This is a genomic window from Acidovorax sp. CF316, assembly GCF_000276605.1.
Lineage (GTDB): Bacteria > Pseudomonadota > Gammaproteobacteria > Burkholderiales > Burkholderiaceae_C > Acidovorax.
Genome location: NZ_AKJX01000112.1, coordinates 50378 through 65291, shown reverse-complemented (window position 1 = coordinate 65291; position 14914 = coordinate 50378). Strand labels below are relative to the sequence as shown.

Here is a 14914-nt window from a genome sequence, read left to right as displayed (position 1 = left end):
GGCAGCGCCGGCGGCCGCCTGCGAGACATAGGTGCCGTCGCCCACGCGCGCCTCCACATAGCCTTCGGCCTGCAGGCGCTGCACGGCCCACAGCACCGTGTTGCGCGACACGCCCAGCGCCGCGGCATGCTCGCGCGAGGGCGGCAGCCGCGTGCCCGCGCGCAGGCTGCCCTGCTCGATGGCACCGCGCAGGCGCTCATAGACCTGCTGGCGCAGGGTGCTGGCTGCGGTGGAATTGGCTCTGGCGCTTGGCACGAATTGGCCCCTTCTGCACGGTAGCTACCGCCTAAACTGAGGAACCATTGTAGGCAACACCCCCGAGAAAGCACCCCACCATGGCAGAGCATTTCGCCACCATCACCTGGCAACGCGGCAGCGACGATTTCCTCGACAAGCGCTACCACCGCGCCCACACCTGGCAGTTCGACGGCGGTGCCAGCGTGGCCGCATCGTCTTCGCCTCATGTCGTGCCCCTGCCCTACTCCGACGCGGCCGCGGTCGACCCCGAGGAGGCCTACATTGCCGCGCTCTCCAGCTGCCACATGCTGTGGTTCATGGATTTCGCGAGCCGCGCGGGCTTTCGCCTGGACAGCTACAGCGATGCCGCCGTGGGCACCATGGCCAGGAACGAAGCGGGCCAGCTCGTCGTGACCCATGTGCAGCTCAAGCCGGTCACGCGCTTCGACCCTGCGCATGCGCCCAGTGCCGAACAGCTCGATGACCTGCACCACAAGGCCCATGCATCGTGCTTTTTGGCCAACTCGGTCAAGACGCAGATCGACTGTGCGCCCGTGCTGCAACTGAGCGAAGGGGGCTGAGCCATGGCCAATGCCAACCGCCAGTTCCGCGTGGCCGATGCCGCCGTGCTGCAAGGCCTGGTGCGGGCCCAGCCCCTGGCCACGCTGGTCATCACGCACGAAGGCGCCCTGCACGCCAACCATGTGCCGCTGTACCTGGACCCCACGCGCGGCGAGCACGGCACGCTGGTGGGCCACGTGGCGCGCGCCAACGGCGTGTGGCCGCTGCTGCCGCAGACGGCCGTGGCCATCTTCCACGGGCCGCAGGCCTACATCTCGCCCACCTGGTACCCCTCCAAGGCCATCGACGGCAAGCAGGTGCCGACCTGGAACTACGCCACGGTGCATGCCCATGGCCAGCTCACCGCCCTGAAGGACGACCCGGCCACGCTGCGCGCCATATTGCACACGCTGAGCGAGGCGCACGAAGCGCACCGCGCCGAGCCCTGGCGCCTGGACGACGCCCCGCCCGCCTACATCGAGCAGATGATGCGCGCCATCGTCGGCATCGAGCTTGCGGTGGAACGCTGGGAGGGCGTGTGGAAGGTCAGCCAGAACCGCACCGACACCGACCGCGCCGGCGTGGTCGCCGGCCTCACGGCCGAGGGCACGCCCGCCGCGCTGGAGATGGCCGCGCTGGTGCGGCAGGGTTCCCCCGCCTAAGGACTTACGCCTCCAGCATTTCCACGCGCAGCGAGGCCACCGGCCCGGCCACGGCCCGGTGCGACGCGAGCGCATGCACGGCCAGGTCCACCGTGGCCTGGGCGACCGCATCGGTCAGCACCAGCACCTGGGCACCGCTGCCGGGCGGCAGGGCCTTGTCGGCCGCCAGCGCCAGCTGCGCCATCGGCACCTGCTGGGCGGCCAGCCAGGCGCCCACGGCCTCGATGTCCTGCGGCGCATGCACGGGCACGCGCAGGTAGTGGCGCGTGTGCACGGCGGCGCGCGGCAGCACGGCCAGGTGTTCGTCCACCGCATGGGCGTGAAAGCCCAGGTGCGGTACGCGCTGGGCCGCGTTCGTGCCGTCGAGCCGCGCCACGTCCACCAGGTCGGCGATCACGGCCGAGGCCGTCTGCTCCGAGCCGGCGCCCGCGCCGTAGTACATGGTCACCCCGGCCGCATCGCCCTTGACCAGGATGCCGTTCATCGAGCCGTTGACATGCGCCAGCAGGTGCGTGGCCGGCACCAATGCGGGCTGCACGCGCAGTTCCACGCCATCCGGGCGTTTTCGCGCCACGCCCAGCAGCTTGATGCGGTAGCCCAGTTGCTCGGCGCAGGCCACGTCCAGCCCCTGCAGTGCGGTGATGCCTTCGACCTGCGCGTCGGCAAAGCGCACCGGCATGCCGAAGGCATTGGCCGCCAGCAGCGTGATCTTGTGCGCGGCGTCCACGCCCTCGATGTCGAAGGCCGGGTCGGCCTCGGCATAGCCCAGGGCCTGCGCCTGCGCCAGGGCCTCGGCAAAGCCCAGGCCCTCGTCGCGCATCTTGCTCAGGATGAAATTGGTGGTGCCGTTGATGATGCCCGCCACCCACTCGATGCGGTTGGCCGTGAGGCCCTCGCGCAGCGCCTTGATGATGGGGATGCTCACGGCCACCGCGCCCTCGTAGGCCAGCGCCACGCCGTGCTGGCGCGCCGCGGCGAAGAGCTCGTTGCCATGCACCGCCAGCAGCGCCTTGTTGGCCGTCACCACATGCTTGCCGGCCGCCATGGCCGCCAGCAGCCATTCGCGCGCCGGGCCGGTGCCGCCCGCGGCCTCCACCACCACGTCCACCTCGGGGTGGGTGGCGACCTGCATCGGGTCGTTGGTCAGCGCCACGCCGGTGCCCACCACGCCGGCCGCGCGCGCCAGGTTGCGCGCGGCCACCACCACCACCTCGATGCCGCGCCCCGCGCGCCCGGCAATGGTGGCCTGGTTGCGCGCCAGCACGCGGAAGGTGCCCGCGCCCACGGTGCCAATGCCGATCATGCCCACGCGCAGGGGGCGGGTGGCAGCAGGCATGGCCATGGTCGTGGCAATGCTGTTGTGCTGTGCAGGCTGAAGGGACTGGACGGGATCGCGGTACATAAAGAGCTTCCTTCTCCGGGTTGCTGGCTGCCGGGCAGCCAAAAAACAAACGAACAAACAAAACAAAAACCCAGCTGCCAGAGCTGGGTTTCATTCGTTCATTCCGGGGAGGAGGGAGAGAGCGATCACCAGGTGGCTGCCGAAACGGCCACCTGCGCGTGCTCAGGTGGCCGCGGGGGTAATGGTGGTAATCATTCGTGCACCCATCGCCCGCGTGAACGCAGGCAGCATCATGCAAACGCCCATGGGGGCAGCGGCAGCACGTGCGGTGGGGATGGAGGTGTACGACATGGCTGCCAGTGTAGCGGATTGGGCCTGGGGGGCGTCAAGGGGCGGTATGGCGCAGGCGCTGCGCAATGCGGCTACGCCTCGCGTTCCGCCTCGGGCCACAGCTTCGGGAAGTAGAAGCGCAGTGCGTGCTGCGGCACGCCAAAACGCAGCTTGCCGTGCGGCGAGTCGGTCTCCAGCAGGCCGCGCTGCAGCAATGCGCTGATCTGCGTGGTGGCCATGCGGTCGCCCAGCCCCAGCATCGCCTTGAAGTCCCGGCGCTCCAGGGCCCCCTGCGTCACGAACAGGTAGTGCAATGCGCGCAAGGACTCGGTGCGTACCCCTTGCTTGACCACATGCTCCTCGAAGCCCAGGCAGGCCGCGATGCGGTCCTGCATGTCCTGCGGTGCGAGCAGGCCGGTCATCAACTGCACCTGCTCCCCGCACTGGGCCAGCACATAGCCGATCCACGCCTCCAGGCCCCGGGGATCGGTGGCCGCAGCCAGGTGGGCGCGGTAGGCATCCTGGCTGCGCGCGAAGCCGCGCAGCGGCGACCACAGGCCATTGGTCAGGCCCAGGTGCCCCAGCACCAGATGGGTGTGCAGCCCGGCCACGCGGCCACTGCCCTCGCGGAACGGCTGCATGCATACCAGGCGCTGGTGCGATGCGGCCATTGCCAGCACCTGCATGTCGACCTGGCGAACGCTGCCGTAGACATTTCCCCACTGCTCCAGCAACGCTCGTACTTTTGCGGGCCCGGATTGCAGCGTGCCGGGCCGCAATGTGGCGCCCCCTTTCAAGGCCCGGTCCGCCTCGGGCAGGCGCGCATACACATCCTGGTGGATGTCGCACACCATTTGGGGCGACCACACCGTTTTGGCATTCCACGCGGGCCACCGCATTTCCAGCTGGGCCTCGGTGGCCATGTGCGCCAGCGCCATCCGCTGGCGCCCGGCCTTTTCGGGATCGGCGGCCCGCTCGCCGCGCAGGGCCTGCTCGATCTCCAGCGGCTGCATTTTCAGACCCTCGAACTTTTGGGCGTAGAACGCATTCATCGCCCGCAGCAATCCGCGCAGCCCGCCCAGGGCCCCGGGCTGGCACAGGCCCGACAGCCGGTCGGCCCTGCGGACCAGGCCATGCGCCTGCTCCAGCAAGGGGCCCAATCGGCGCGTTGCTGGCAGCAGTGGCTGCATCTGTGAAGGGTGGGTGTACTGCGAAAAATATTGCGACTTAAAAAGCATCGCCAAGTCTATGACTTGAAAAGGCTTTCTTCAGGAAATGCGACCCATTTTGCGCATCTCGGCGCGGTATTTTTTTCGCAGTTCACTGCGCCGATTGTGGTAGTGGTCCAGGGTCGGCGCGCACCATGCGTATCGCATCGAACGGGCAGCGCACCGCACACAGCGCGCAGCCCGTGCAGCCCGCCTCGTCGTGCAGCGTGGAGCGCTTGGGCCCCCAGGGCTGTGGCCCCTGCACCTGCAGCGACAGCACATGCGGTGGGCACACGCCTATGCACCAGCCGCAGCCGGTGCAGCGGTCGGTGTCGATGGCGGGCAGGGCCTTGCGTGCAGTCATGCGGGGCAGTGTGCGCCCGGAACACCGGACCCACAAGCCACGCGGTACAGTGCCCCCATGAATGAAGAAACCATCACCCGCCACCTGTTGATCACCGGCCATGTGCAGGGCGTGGGCTACCGCTGGTCCATGGTCCAGGCCGCCGAGCGCCTGGGCGTGCAGGGCTGGGTGCGCAACCGCAGCGGCGGCCGGGTGGAGGCCTGCGCCTGGGGCAGCCCTCAGGCGGTGCAGGCCCTCGTCGATTGGGCGCAGCAGGGGCCCGCGCAGGCGCGGGTGGACCGCGTGGTGGTGGGCAATGTGCCCGATGGCGGCGAAGCGCCGCAGGGCTTCACGCAGCGCGAGACGGTATAGGTTTCAGGCGCGCAGGCCGAGCTGCTTGAGTAGCTCCATCGCCCCGGCTGGTGCCCGCTCCTTCGCGCCATTGATGAAGTACACGAACACATCGCGCGGGCGCTCGCCGCCGGTCCAGCTGCGCACGCCCTGGGCCCACTGCGCAATCGCCTCGGGCGTGTAGCCCGTGGGTACATCGGCCTGGCTGCGCATCAGCCGCAGGTAGGCGAAGTCGGCCTGTGCATCGGCGATGGCCGGGAATTTCTCGGAATCGGTGTGCACCGGCACGCAGCCATAGCGGCGCGCCAGCTCGATGAAGACCGGCGTGGCAAAGCTCTCATGCCGCACGTCCAGCACATGGCGCAGCGCGCGCCCGTCCACCGCTTTGGGCAGCAGGGCGAGAAAGGCCTCGAAATCCCCCGGCTCGAACTGCTTGGTGGGCATGAACTGCCAGACGATGGGGCCGAGCTTGTCCTTGAGCTCGGAGATGCCGCTGTCGACAAAGCGGCTGATCGAATCGCCCGCATCGGCCAGCACGCGCCGGTTGGTCGCAAAGCGGTTGGCCTTGAGCGAGAACATGAAGCCATCGGGCGTGTCGCCATGCCACTTGGCAAAGGTCGGCGGCTTGAAGGTGCTGTAGTAGGTGCCGTTGACCTCGATGGCCGTGAGCTGGCGGCTGGCGTAGTGCAGCTCCTTGGCGTGCGACAGGCCGGCCGGGTAGAAGTTGTCGCGCCAGGGCTCGAAGGTCCAGCCGCCGATGCCGATGCGGATGTGCTGCTGCTGCTTGCTGTTGCTGCTGTCTGTCATGGCGTTCCCTGTCACGAGTCAATCCACGGAAAGGGCACTGTACCAGCGCTGTCCCCCAGCGCTACCGCGGCAGCTCCACCCGCGCTTCCAGCCCCTCGCTGCCACCCTCGCGCGGCGCCAGCACCAGGCGCCCGCCCAGCGCCTGCGCCAGCTCGTTCGCAATGGCCAGGCCCAGGCCCGTGCCGCCCGTGCCGCGGTTGCGCGAGTCCTCCAGGCGCACATAGGGCTGCAGCACGGCGGCCAGGTCGGCCTGGGGTATGCCCGGGCCGCGGTCCAGCACGCGCACGCGCCATGCGCCCTCCACGCCCTGTGCGCCCTTGTCACCCGCCTCCACGGCCAGCTCGGCGCTGCCCGCGAACTTGAGCGCGTTGTCCACCAGGTTGCACAGCAGCCGGCGCAGCGCCTGCGGGCGTGTGTCGCAGATGCCATCGGCTGCGTGCAGCACGCGCACCGGCATGCCCGCGTCGGCATAGTCCATGGCCAGGCTCTCCACCAGCGCGCGCAGGTCCACGCGCTGCAGCGGCTCGCGCACGGCCTGGGGGGAGCGCGCGTAGGCAATGCCCTCCTCCACCAGCGACTGCATCTCCGCCAGGTCGGCGTGCAGCCGCTCGCGCAGGGGCGCGTCGTCGAGCAGGTCGGCGCGCAGCCGCAGGCGCGTGATGGGGGTCTGCAGGTCGTGCGACACCGCCGCCAGGATCTGCATGCGCTCCTGCAGGTGCGCCTGTATGCGCTGCTGCATGCGGTTGAAGGCCGCGGCGGCGCGCACCACCTCGCGCGGGCCGTCCTCGGCCATGGGGTTGGCCGGCTGCGCGGGGCCCAGCGCGTCGGCGGCGTCGGCCAGGGTGTTCAGCGGGCGCGTGGCCGCGCGCACGGCCCAGGCGCACAGGCCCACCAGCACCACCAGCTGCAGCGCCAGGGCCGCCAGCACCCAGGGCGACACCTGCAGCCGCGGCTCGTCCATGTCCACCGCCAGCGGCGTGCCGTCGGCCAGGCGCAGCTGCAGCCGCAGCTCGGTGCCCGGCACGCCGGGGTCCACCACCTGCACCGTGCGCCCGGGCGGCAGCGCGGCGGCCACGGCGCCCGACACCATCACCGCCAGGGCCGATGGGCTGGCGGGCACCGGCAGCGGCTCGGCCAGCACGAAGCGGTAGTTGCGCCGCGCCAGGCGCGTCAGCCATTGCGGGCGCTCATCGGCGGGCAGGCGCTCCAGCACCGCCACCGAGCTGGCCACGTCACTCGCCAGGTAGCCCACCATGGCGCTGCGCATGCTCATGCTGCGCTCGGTCACCGCCAGCATGAAGGTCAGCGCATGCGCCAGCGCCAGGCCCAGGGCCAGCACCAGCAGGATGCGCCCGAACAGCGAGCCCGGCCACCAGCGCGTCATGCCCCAGGCCCTGCGTTCGTCTGTACGGCCTGCACCGCGGCGCAGAACACATAGCCCTCGTTGCGCACCGTCTTGATGTAGCGCGAGCCACGCACCCCGTCGCCCAGGCGCTGGCGCACGCGGCTCACCAGCAGGTCGATGGAGCGGTCGAACACCTCGGCATCGCGCCCCTGCGTCAGCTGTAGCAGCTGGTCGCGCGTGAGCACGCGCTGCGGGTGGTCCAGCAGCACGCGCAGCAGCCGGTACTCGGCCCCCGACAGCGCCACCACCGCGCCGCTCGCATCGAGCAGGTGGCGCGCCGTGGTGTCCAGGCGCCAGTCGCCAAAGGCGAGTTCGCGCACCGGCTCGGCCGCCGCCAGGTTGGGCGGCAGCATGCGCGTGCGCCGCAGCACCGCGTGGATGCGCGCCAGCAGCTCGCGTGCGGCAAAGGGCTTGGTCACGTAGTCGTCGGCGCCCAGCTCCAGGCCCAGGATGCGGTCGGCCTCGTCGCTGCGCGCCGTGAGCATGATGATGGGCAGCACCGGCGCCCCCGGGCCACGCAGCTCGCGGCACAGGGTGATGCCGTCGGTGCCGGGCAGCATCAGGTCCAGCACCAAGAGGTCGATGCGCGTGCCCGCCAGCACCGCGCGCATCTGCCGCCCGTCGGCCGCCACGCTCACCTGCAGGCCCTGCTTGCGCAGGTACTGGGCCGCCAGCTCGCGGATGCCGGCGTCGTCGTCGACGATCAGTACATGGTCTTCAGGCTGCTGGTGCTGTTGCTGCATGGGGCCGATTCTCCGGGCAATGCGGGGGCATCCGCAGGGGGTTTGTATCCCAACTTGTCTGCGTGCGGTACCGACATGCCTGCACACCAAAAGGCCCCCGCAGAACAAATGCCCGATACCTGCGCTGGCTCCAATGCAGTCTTCCTGAACTTCACGAGGACGCCTTCCATGACACCGCAGTCTGCCACCGCCCGCCCCCTGCTGGCCGCGCTTGCCCTGCTGTTTGCCGCGCTGCCCGCCAGCGCCCAGCAGGCCGGCGCCGAACCCCGGGCCCCGCTGGGCCGCTGGGTCACCGAAAGCGGCAACCTCGAAGTGGAGATCGCCCCCTGCAACGCCGGCAGCCCCACCCTGTTCGGCAAGGTCGTGCGGGTCATGGCCAACCGCTCCATGGCAGGCCCCGGCCAGGCCGGCGAGTTCGCCGACAAGCGCCCCGCGCTGGGCATGACCATCCTCTCGGGCTTCAAGGAAAGCGGCGCCAACGAACACCAGGGCGAAATCTACAACCGCGAGAACGCCAAGACCTACAGCGCCACCCTCACCCCCGCCGGGCCCGACCAGCTGCGGGTGCACGCCTACGTGGGCATCGCGCTGTTCGGCAAGACCCAGGTGTGGCGCCGGCCCGCGCCCGCTGCCGCAGGGGCCCCGCCATGAGCACTGGCTGAGCTGCGCCTTTTTTCCATCCTCCCATCCCCCCTGTCCCTTCCCCTTATTTCCAGGAGAACTTCACCATGCCCCTTCCCCGCCGCGCCCTGTCGCTTGCCGTCGCCACGGCCCTTCTCGCCCTGGCCCACGCCAGCCATGCGCAGCCTGCATTGCCGCCGCCCGACGCCACCGACCCCGTGGCGCTCAAGCTCATGCAGGGCTTTCCGCCCGCGCCCGACAAGCAGGTGCGGCTGGGCACCATCCTCAAGTACCCCAACGCCCGCTGGGCCCTGCACCACCTGCGCGAGCTTGGGCCCACCGCCAACATTGCGCGCGGCCCGGGCCCCGCGAGCGAACTGCAGGCTGCGCCGCGCGAGCTCGACGGCCTGGCCTTCCTCGACGACAAGGGCGCCCGCACCACGCTGGCCGAGTGGCAGAAGGCCACCTACACCGACGGCCTGCTGGTCATGCACCAGGGCCGCGTGGTGTACGAACGCCACTACGTCGGCAACCAGGCGCACGTGCCGCATGTGCTGTGGTCCATGAGCAAGTCGCTCACCGGCCTGCTGGCCACCGAGCTGATCCGCGAGGGCCTGATCGACCCCGCCGCCCCCGTCACCCGCTACCTGCCCGAGCTGGCGGGCAGCGCCTGGGCCGACGCCACCGTGCAGCAGACGCTGGACATGACCACCGGCGTGAACTACGCCGAGGACTTTGCCAACCCCCAATCGGGCATCTTCCAGTACCTCATCGCCGCCGGCCTGGTGCCCGCGCCCGCCAACTATCCCGGTGCCAAGGCCATGCTCGACTACCTGCCCACGGTGCAGAAGGAAGGCGAGCACGGCAAGGGCTTTTATTACAAGTCGGTGGACACCGAGGTCATCGGCTGGATCCTGCAGCGCGTGACCGGCAAGAGCTTTTCCACCCTGCTGTCCGAACGCATCTGGGCCCCGCTGGGTGCCGAGCAGGACGGCTACGTGTGGGCCGACCCCACGGGGGCGCAGTCCACCAGCGTGGGCATCAACGCCACGCTGCGCGACCTGGGCCGCCTGGGCGAAATGCTGCGCCAGAACGGCTACTACAACCACAAGCAGGTGGTCTCCCCCGCCACCGTGGCCGAGCTGCGCAAGGGCGCCGACCCCGAAAAGTTCATGGCCTCCGGCCAGACCATGCGCAACGGTTACTCGTACCACAACCACTGGTGGCTGCCGCACGACGTGGACGGGAGCTACGAGGCCAAGGGCCTGATGGGCCAGCACATCCACATCAACCCGGCCGCACAGCTGGTGGTGGTCAAGCTCTCGTCGCACCCCATCCCCAACACCGCCTTCACCCACAACTACGACCGCCTGGCCTTCGCCGCACTGGCCGGTGCGCTGCGCTGAGCGCTGACCCCTGCGCAGCCCCGCAGGGCCGGGGCTGCGCTTGTCCACAAGAAGACACCGCACAAGGAGACCTTCACCCATGCACCCCCAACCCTGGCTGGCCAGCTACGGCACCATCCCCGCCCACATCGACGCCGACGCGCAGCGCTCCATCGTGCACCTGCTCGACGTGGCCATGCAGCGCTACGCCCACCATCCGGCATTCACCTGCCTGGGGCAGACGCTGACCTATGCCGACGTGGACCACCTCTCCCGCGCGTTCGCGGCCTACCTGCAGAACGTGCTGCAGGTGCGCAAGGGTGACCGCATCGCCGTGATGTGCCCCAACCTCCTGGCCTTCCCCATCGTGCTGCTGGGCATTGCCCGGGCCGGGGGGGTGCAGGTCAACGTGAACCCCCTGTACACCCCGCGCGAGCTGGAGCACCAGCTGCACGATGCCGGCGCCAGGATCCTCGTCATCTATGCCGGCGCCACCGCCACGCTGGCGGCCATCCAGGGCCGGGTGGACCTGCACAGAGTCATCACCGTGGAGCCTGGCGATGGGGGCCCGGCAGCGCTGCCCGGCCCGCCCGTGGATGCTGGCCTGGCGCTGCCCACCACGGCGCTGGCCAAGGCCCTGGCACAGGGCGCGGGCCTGTCCTTCAAGCCACTGCGGCTGGCGGGAGACGACCTGCTCTTTCTGCAGTACACCGGCGGCACCACGGGCCTGTCCAAAGGGGCCATGCTCACGCACCGCAACCTGGTGGCCAATGTGGAGCAGTTCAAGGCCTTCATGCCCGACACCCTGCGCCCCGGGCAGGAGGCCATCGTCACCGCCATTCCGCTGTACCACATCTTCGCGCTGATGGTGAACCTGGTCACCTACTTCTCGGTGGGCGCGCACAACTGGCTGGTGCCCAACCCGCGCGACCTCGACGCCCTGATCGGCGTGATGAAGGCCGCGCGCCCCAGCGTGTTCATGGGCGTCAACACCCTGTACGCAGGCCTGGCCGCGCACCCGCGCACGCAGGAGATCGATTTTTCCAACCTGCGTCTGGCGGGGGGCGGGGGCTCCGCCATCATCGCCTCGGTCTCCGCCCGGTGGCAGGCCCTCACGGGCCAGTTCATCCGCGAAGGCTACGGGCTCAGCGAGACCAGCCCCGTCGTCACCTTCAACCCTGCCTACGTCGGCGCATTCACCGGCACCACCGGCCTGCCCCTGCCGTCGACCGACGTGCAACTGCGCGACGACAACGACCACCCGGTGCCCGTGGGCGCGGCGGGCGAGGTCTGCGTGAAGGGCCCGCAGGTCATGTCCGGCTACTGGCAAAAGCCCGAGGCCAATGCCGCCGCCTTCACGGCAGACGGGTACTTTCGCACAGGGGACGTGGGGCAAATGGACGAGCGCGGCTTTCTCAAGATCGTGGACCGCAAGAAGGACATGGTCCTCGTCTCAGGCTTCAATGTTTTCCCCAACGAGATCGAGGCCGTCGCCACCGCCTGCCCCGGTGTGCTCGAATGCGCCTGCATCGGCGTGCCCGACGACAAGACCGGCGAAGCCCTGCGCCTGTACGTGGTGCGCATGGCCGAGGTGCGCGTGAGCGCCCAGGACATTGCCGAGCACTGCCGCCGGGAGCTCACCCCCTACAAGGTGCCCCGGCAGATCGTGTTTGTCGATGCACTGCCCAAGTCCAGCGTGGGCAAGATTTTGCGGCGGGAGCTGCGCGAGCTGGCGTAGAGCCGCCGCGCCCGGCCGCCGCGCCGGTCGGTCACTGCACCAGCGTGGCCGTGAGCGTGATCTCCGGCACCGCGGCCAGCGCCTTCGACAGCGGGCAGTTGGCCTTGGCGTCGGCCGCCAGCTTCTGGAAGGCCGCATCGTCCAGCCCTGGCGCCTTGGCCTTGAGCGTGAGCGCGATGCGGTCGATAACAAAGCCATCGCCCTCCTTGGTCAGCCGCACTGCAGCCGTGGTGTCGATCACCTCGGTAGCGATGCCCGCCTTTTCGGCCGCAAAGGCAAACGCCATGGTGAAGCACGAGGCATGTGCCGCCCCCACAATCTCCTCGGGGTTGGTGCCCTTGCGGTCATCGCCAAAGCGGCTGCCAAAGCCATAGGGGTGCTTGTCGAGCGCACCGGTCTCGGTGCTCACCTGGCCCTGGCCGGTCTTGCCGGCACCTTCCCAATGAACACTGGCTTTCTTTTCAGACATGGTTTGGCTCCTGTAAATGCAAAGGGTCTATCGGACCATGCCCGGGCCGACCGGCCAGTCGGATGCGGCGGGCAAAGCGGGTGCGCAATGTCCTACAGGTACTCATCAGCGCGCAATGAGAAAAGGCCCTTGCGGGCCCTTTGAGGATGTGGGTGGCGGATCTGCCCAGCCCGATCAAGGCGCGCTCAGCACCTGCTGGCGCTTGGTCTCGTACTCACCCGAGGTGATCAGGTTGGCATCGCGCATCTGCTTGAGCCACTGCAGGCGCGATTCCTTCTTGCTGGCAGATGCGGGCACTGCGGCAACAGCCGTTGCTGCAGGCGCGGGCTGGGCAGGGCTCACCACGGCCACGGTGGCGGGGGCGGGCACGCTTTGCGCGGCGGGGGCTGATGCTGGCTCGGCAACGCGGCGCACTGGCCTGGCGTCGGACGCGAAAGGCATCGACATCGCGGCGGTGGCCGTGGGTGACGCAGGCCTTGGCCCTTGCGCTGCTGCTGCGGGCGCTGCGGTGCGGGCCACCGGCTTGGAGTCGGGCATGAACGGCATCGTCACCGTGGCGCCTGCCGGCGCTGGCGCAGACCCGGGGGCGGGCGCGGTACCCGGTGCCGGGGCGGATGCAAGTGCCGGCACCGGCGTCGACACCGGTGTCGGGGTTGGTACAACGGCCGTCGCCACGCCGCCCGCCGGTGCGAAGGCCAGGCCTGGCTTCGCCGCAATCATCTTGGAGGCCAGCACCCCCTGGCGGCCCCTGGCCTCGTCCGTCTGGGTGAGGTTGCTGCGCGCCTGGAACAGGCCCATCTTCACCTCTTGCCACACAAAGTAGTTCTTGGCCGCCTGCACGTCGATGCTGATGGAGGCCTGGTTCTCGGCCATCGACTCGATGGTGTACCGGCCCGGTGCCACGTTCAGGTAGAAGAAGCTCTTGGGCCCCGTGTAGCCCAGGTTCTGGTTGTTGACGTTCACCGGCATGGAGATCGCACCGCCGAACAGCTCGTCGCGGAAGATGTACAGAGAGGCCGATTCGGCCTGGGGTGCAAACTGCTTGGCTTTGGCCTCTTGGTCCACGCTGGCCCTGGGCACCTGCGCGCAGCCCACCAGGGCCAGCGCGGCAATGAACAAGGCAAGCGCACGGAAATATCTCGTCAGGAAACGCATGATGGATGTTGGACTCGGTGTTGGGTTGTACTGCGCTCCCCACGCAGGCGGGTGAACCCGCCCGCGCACTCTAGCACCCGGTAGCAACTGCTTACAGCACAACTCAGCAAGTTAGACGCGGCCACCCACGGGTTGTGCGGTGGCCGCAACACCCACCTCTTGGCGATTGACGAAACCGCGTCACCCCGCCTGCATCTGCGCCAGCCACCGCCCCGGCGCCATGCCCACCTGGCCCTTGAAGCGCCGCGTCAGGTGGCTTTGGTCGGCAAAGCCGCAGGCCGCCGCCACATCGGCCACCGCGCCGCCCTGCCGCAGGGCGGCCTGGGCCTGGCGAATGCGCACCATGTTCAGGTAGGCGTGCGGGGCCATGCCATAGGTGGCGGTGAAGGCGCGCGTCAGGTGCGCGCGCGACAGGCCGGCCTGCGTGGCCAGGGCCTGCACCGTCACATCGTCGGCAAAGTGCGCATCCAGGTACTCGCGCACCAGGGCCATGCGCTGGCGGCCTGCGTCCAGGCCGGCCGCCGCCCAGGGCCGCCGCAGCTCGCCATGCCGGCCCAGCAGCGCCACGATGGCTGCGGCCGTGCGCTCCTCGCCGTGCAATGATTCCTGCCGCTCGGCCACCGCCGCCACGGCCTGCTGCAGCAGCAGCGCGCCCTGCGGGTCGTGCACCAGCGGCGCCTTGAAATAGCGGGTGGCCATGCTGTGATGGCTGTTGCCACCCGCCGCATCGCGGTCGCCCATCCACGAATGCACCAGCGCGGCATCCACATACAGCATGGAGTAGCCAAACCCCGCCTCCGTGCCCCGGCTGCCGTCGTGCGGCTCATCGGGGTTGAACAGGATCACATCGCCCGCCAGGCTGGCATGGCGCGCACCCCGGCACGCAAAGGTCTGCACGCCCGAGCGCGTGACGCCGATCGAATACGTTTCGTGGCTGTGCCGCTCGAACCGGTGCTGCGTGAAATGCGCGTTGAGCAGCGTGACCCCGCCCGAGGCCAGCGGCCGCATCTCGGCCCAGTCGCGCTGGCTGGGCGATGGGGGAGACGAAGAGGAGGAGGAGCTTGGGTCCCCGGCATGCATGCAACAAATGTACAAGACCGCCCCGCGCCCGGTGGCGACACTGCAGGCACCAACCCGCCCATCCACGCGGTAATGCAACCAGAGCCCACCCCCATGCCTGAAACCAACCACACTCCCACCGCCGTCCCCGCCATCGACCTGGCCCACAAGCTCACCCAGTTCACCGAGCACTGGGCCCCGCGCACCGTGGCCGAGTTCAACGGCCACGACATCATGGTCGCCAAGATCGAGGGCGAGTACCAGTGGCACAGCCACCCCGACACCGACGACTTCTTTCTCGTGCTGCAAGGCACGGTGGAGATAGACCTGCCCGGCGGCGCCATGGTCACCCTGCATCCCGGCCAGCTCTACGTGGTGCCCAAGGGCGTGGAGCACCGCCCGCGCTCCAGTGCCGAGGCGCATATCCTACTGATCGAATCGACCGGCACGCCCAACAGCGGCGATGCGGCGACGGCTGCGCCGCGCAGGGTGTTGTAG

17 protein-coding genes are annotated in these 14914 nt (G+C 69.4%); 7 read left to right on the top strand and 10 right to left on the bottom strand.

The annotated features are described in order from the left end of the window. Positions 1 to 255, bottom strand: a 255-nt coding sequence (locus PMI14_RS12585) for a GntR family transcriptional regulator (RefSeq protein WP_007854841.1), incomplete at its 3' end; no start/stop codon positions are given. A gap of 80 nt (positions 256 to 335) precedes the next feature. Here PMI14_RS12585 and PMI14_RS12580 point away from each other — a divergent pair. Both PMI14_RS12580 and PMI14_RS12575 read left to right on the top strand, forming a co-directional pair. Further along, a complete protein-coding gene (locus PMI14_RS12580) occupies positions 336 to 818 on the top strand; it encodes an OsmC family protein (RefSeq protein WP_007854840.1) in 483 nt (160 codons plus the stop codon). A gap of 3 nt (positions 819 to 821) precedes the next feature. After that, positions 822 to 1460 carry an FMN-binding negative transcriptional regulator gene (locus PMI14_RS12575; protein WP_007854838.1) on the top strand — a complete coding sequence of 213 codons (639 nt, stop codon included), beginning with the start codon at positions 822 to 824 and terminating at the stop codon, positions 1458 to 1460. A gap of 4 nt (positions 1461 to 1464) precedes the next feature. Here PMI14_RS12575 and PMI14_RS12570 read toward each other — a convergent pair whose 3' ends face one another. The 3 genes from PMI14_RS12570 to PMI14_RS12560 form a co-directional block, all read right to left on the bottom strand. Next, positions 1465 to 2862: a homoserine dehydrogenase gene (locus PMI14_RS12570; RefSeq protein WP_007854837.1), complete on the bottom strand. Its 1398-nt coding sequence runs from the start codon at positions 2860 to 2862 to the stop codon at positions 1465 to 1467. A gap of 362 nt (positions 2863 to 3224) precedes the next feature. Beyond that, on the bottom strand, positions 3225 to 4322 hold the full coding sequence (locus PMI14_RS12565) for a Fic family protein (RefSeq protein ID WP_238541835.1): 1098 nt from the start codon (positions 4320 to 4322) through the stop codon (positions 3225 to 3227). A gap of 130 nt (positions 4323 to 4452) precedes the next feature. After that, positions 4453 to 4704 (bottom strand): ATP-binding protein, encoded by a 252-nt coding sequence (locus tag PMI14_RS12560; protein ID WP_007854835.1) that lies wholly within the window; start codon positions 4702 to 4704, stop codon positions 4453 to 4455. A gap of 57 nt (positions 4705 to 4761) precedes the next feature. Here PMI14_RS12560 and PMI14_RS12555 point away from each other — a divergent pair, with 57 nt between their 5' ends. Beyond that, entirely contained in the window at positions 4762 to 5055 is a 294-nt protein-coding gene (locus PMI14_RS12555; RefSeq protein ID WP_007854834.1) for an acylphosphatase, read from the top strand. Positions 5056 to 5058: 3 nt separating this feature from the next. Here PMI14_RS12555 and PMI14_RS12550 read toward each other — a convergent pair whose 3' ends face one another. The 3 genes from PMI14_RS12550 to PMI14_RS12540 form a co-directional block, all read right to left on the bottom strand. After that, complete coding sequence (locus PMI14_RS12550; RefSeq protein ID WP_007854829.1) at positions 5059 to 5841, bottom strand: DUF72 domain-containing protein; 783 nt, start codon at positions 5839 to 5841, stop codon at positions 5059 to 5061. A gap of 61 nt (positions 5842 to 5902) precedes the next feature. After that, positions 5903 to 7225 (bottom strand): ATP-binding protein, encoded by a 1323-nt coding sequence (locus PMI14_RS12545; RefSeq protein ID WP_007854822.1) that lies wholly within the window; start codon positions 7223 to 7225, stop codon positions 5903 to 5905. Next, positions 7222 to 7989: a response regulator gene (locus tag PMI14_RS12540; protein ID WP_007854820.1), complete on the bottom strand. Its 768-nt coding sequence runs from the start codon at positions 7987 to 7989 to the stop codon at positions 7222 to 7224. The genes PMI14_RS12545 and PMI14_RS12540 overlap by 4 nt, the downstream gene beginning before the upstream one ends. Positions 7990 to 8157: 168 nt before the next feature. On the opposite strand from PMI14_RS12540, the gene PMI14_RS12535 reads away from it, so the two are divergent. The 3 genes from PMI14_RS12535 to PMI14_RS12525 all read left to right on the top strand — a co-directional run bounded on the left by PMI14_RS12535 (position 8158) and on the right by PMI14_RS12525 (position 11733). After that, positions 8158 to 8640 carry a DUF2147 domain-containing protein gene (locus PMI14_RS12535; protein WP_007854819.1) on the top strand — a complete coding sequence of 161 codons (483 nt, stop codon included), beginning with the start codon at positions 8158 to 8160 and terminating at the stop codon, positions 8638 to 8640. A gap of 77 nt (positions 8641 to 8717) precedes the next feature. Beyond that, the gene (locus PMI14_RS12530; RefSeq protein WP_007854818.1) at positions 8718 to 10016 is read left to right on the top strand and encodes a serine hydrolase; all 1299 of its coding nucleotides are present in this window, start codon (positions 8718 to 8720) and stop codon (positions 10014 to 10016) included. 79 nt (positions 10017 to 10095) lie between these two features. Beyond that, the gene (locus tag PMI14_RS12525; RefSeq protein WP_007854813.1) at positions 10096 to 11733 is read left to right on the top strand and encodes an AMP-binding protein; all 1638 of its coding nucleotides are present in this window, start codon (positions 10096 to 10098) and stop codon (positions 11731 to 11733) included. A gap of 31 nt (positions 11734 to 11764) precedes the next feature. Here the strand turns inward: PMI14_RS12525 and PMI14_RS12520 are convergent, their stop codons facing one another. The 3 genes from PMI14_RS12520 to PMI14_RS12510 form a co-directional block, all read right to left on the bottom strand. Next, the gene (locus tag PMI14_RS12520) at positions 11765 to 12202 is read right to left on the bottom strand and encodes an OsmC family protein (protein WP_007854812.1); all 438 of its coding nucleotides are present in this window, start codon (positions 12200 to 12202) and stop codon (positions 11765 to 11767) included. Positions 12203 to 12376: 174 nt separating this feature from the next. Beyond that, the gene (locus PMI14_RS33530) at positions 12377 to 13357 is read right to left on the bottom strand and encodes a DUF2846 domain-containing protein (protein ID WP_007854811.1); all 981 of its coding nucleotides are present in this window, start codon (positions 13355 to 13357) and stop codon (positions 12377 to 12379) included. Positions 13358 to 13537: 180 nt separating this feature from the next. Then, complete coding sequence (locus PMI14_RS12510; protein WP_238541834.1) at positions 13538 to 14437, bottom strand: AraC family transcriptional regulator; 900 nt, start codon at positions 14435 to 14437, stop codon at positions 13538 to 13540. Between the two features lie 93 nt (positions 14438 to 14530). Between PMI14_RS12510 and PMI14_RS12505 the strand changes: the two genes are divergently transcribed. Then, positions 14531 to 14914, top strand: coding sequence for a cupin domain-containing protein (locus tag PMI14_RS12505; protein ID WP_007854808.1), 384 nt, complete (start codon positions 14531 to 14533; stop codon positions 14912 to 14914).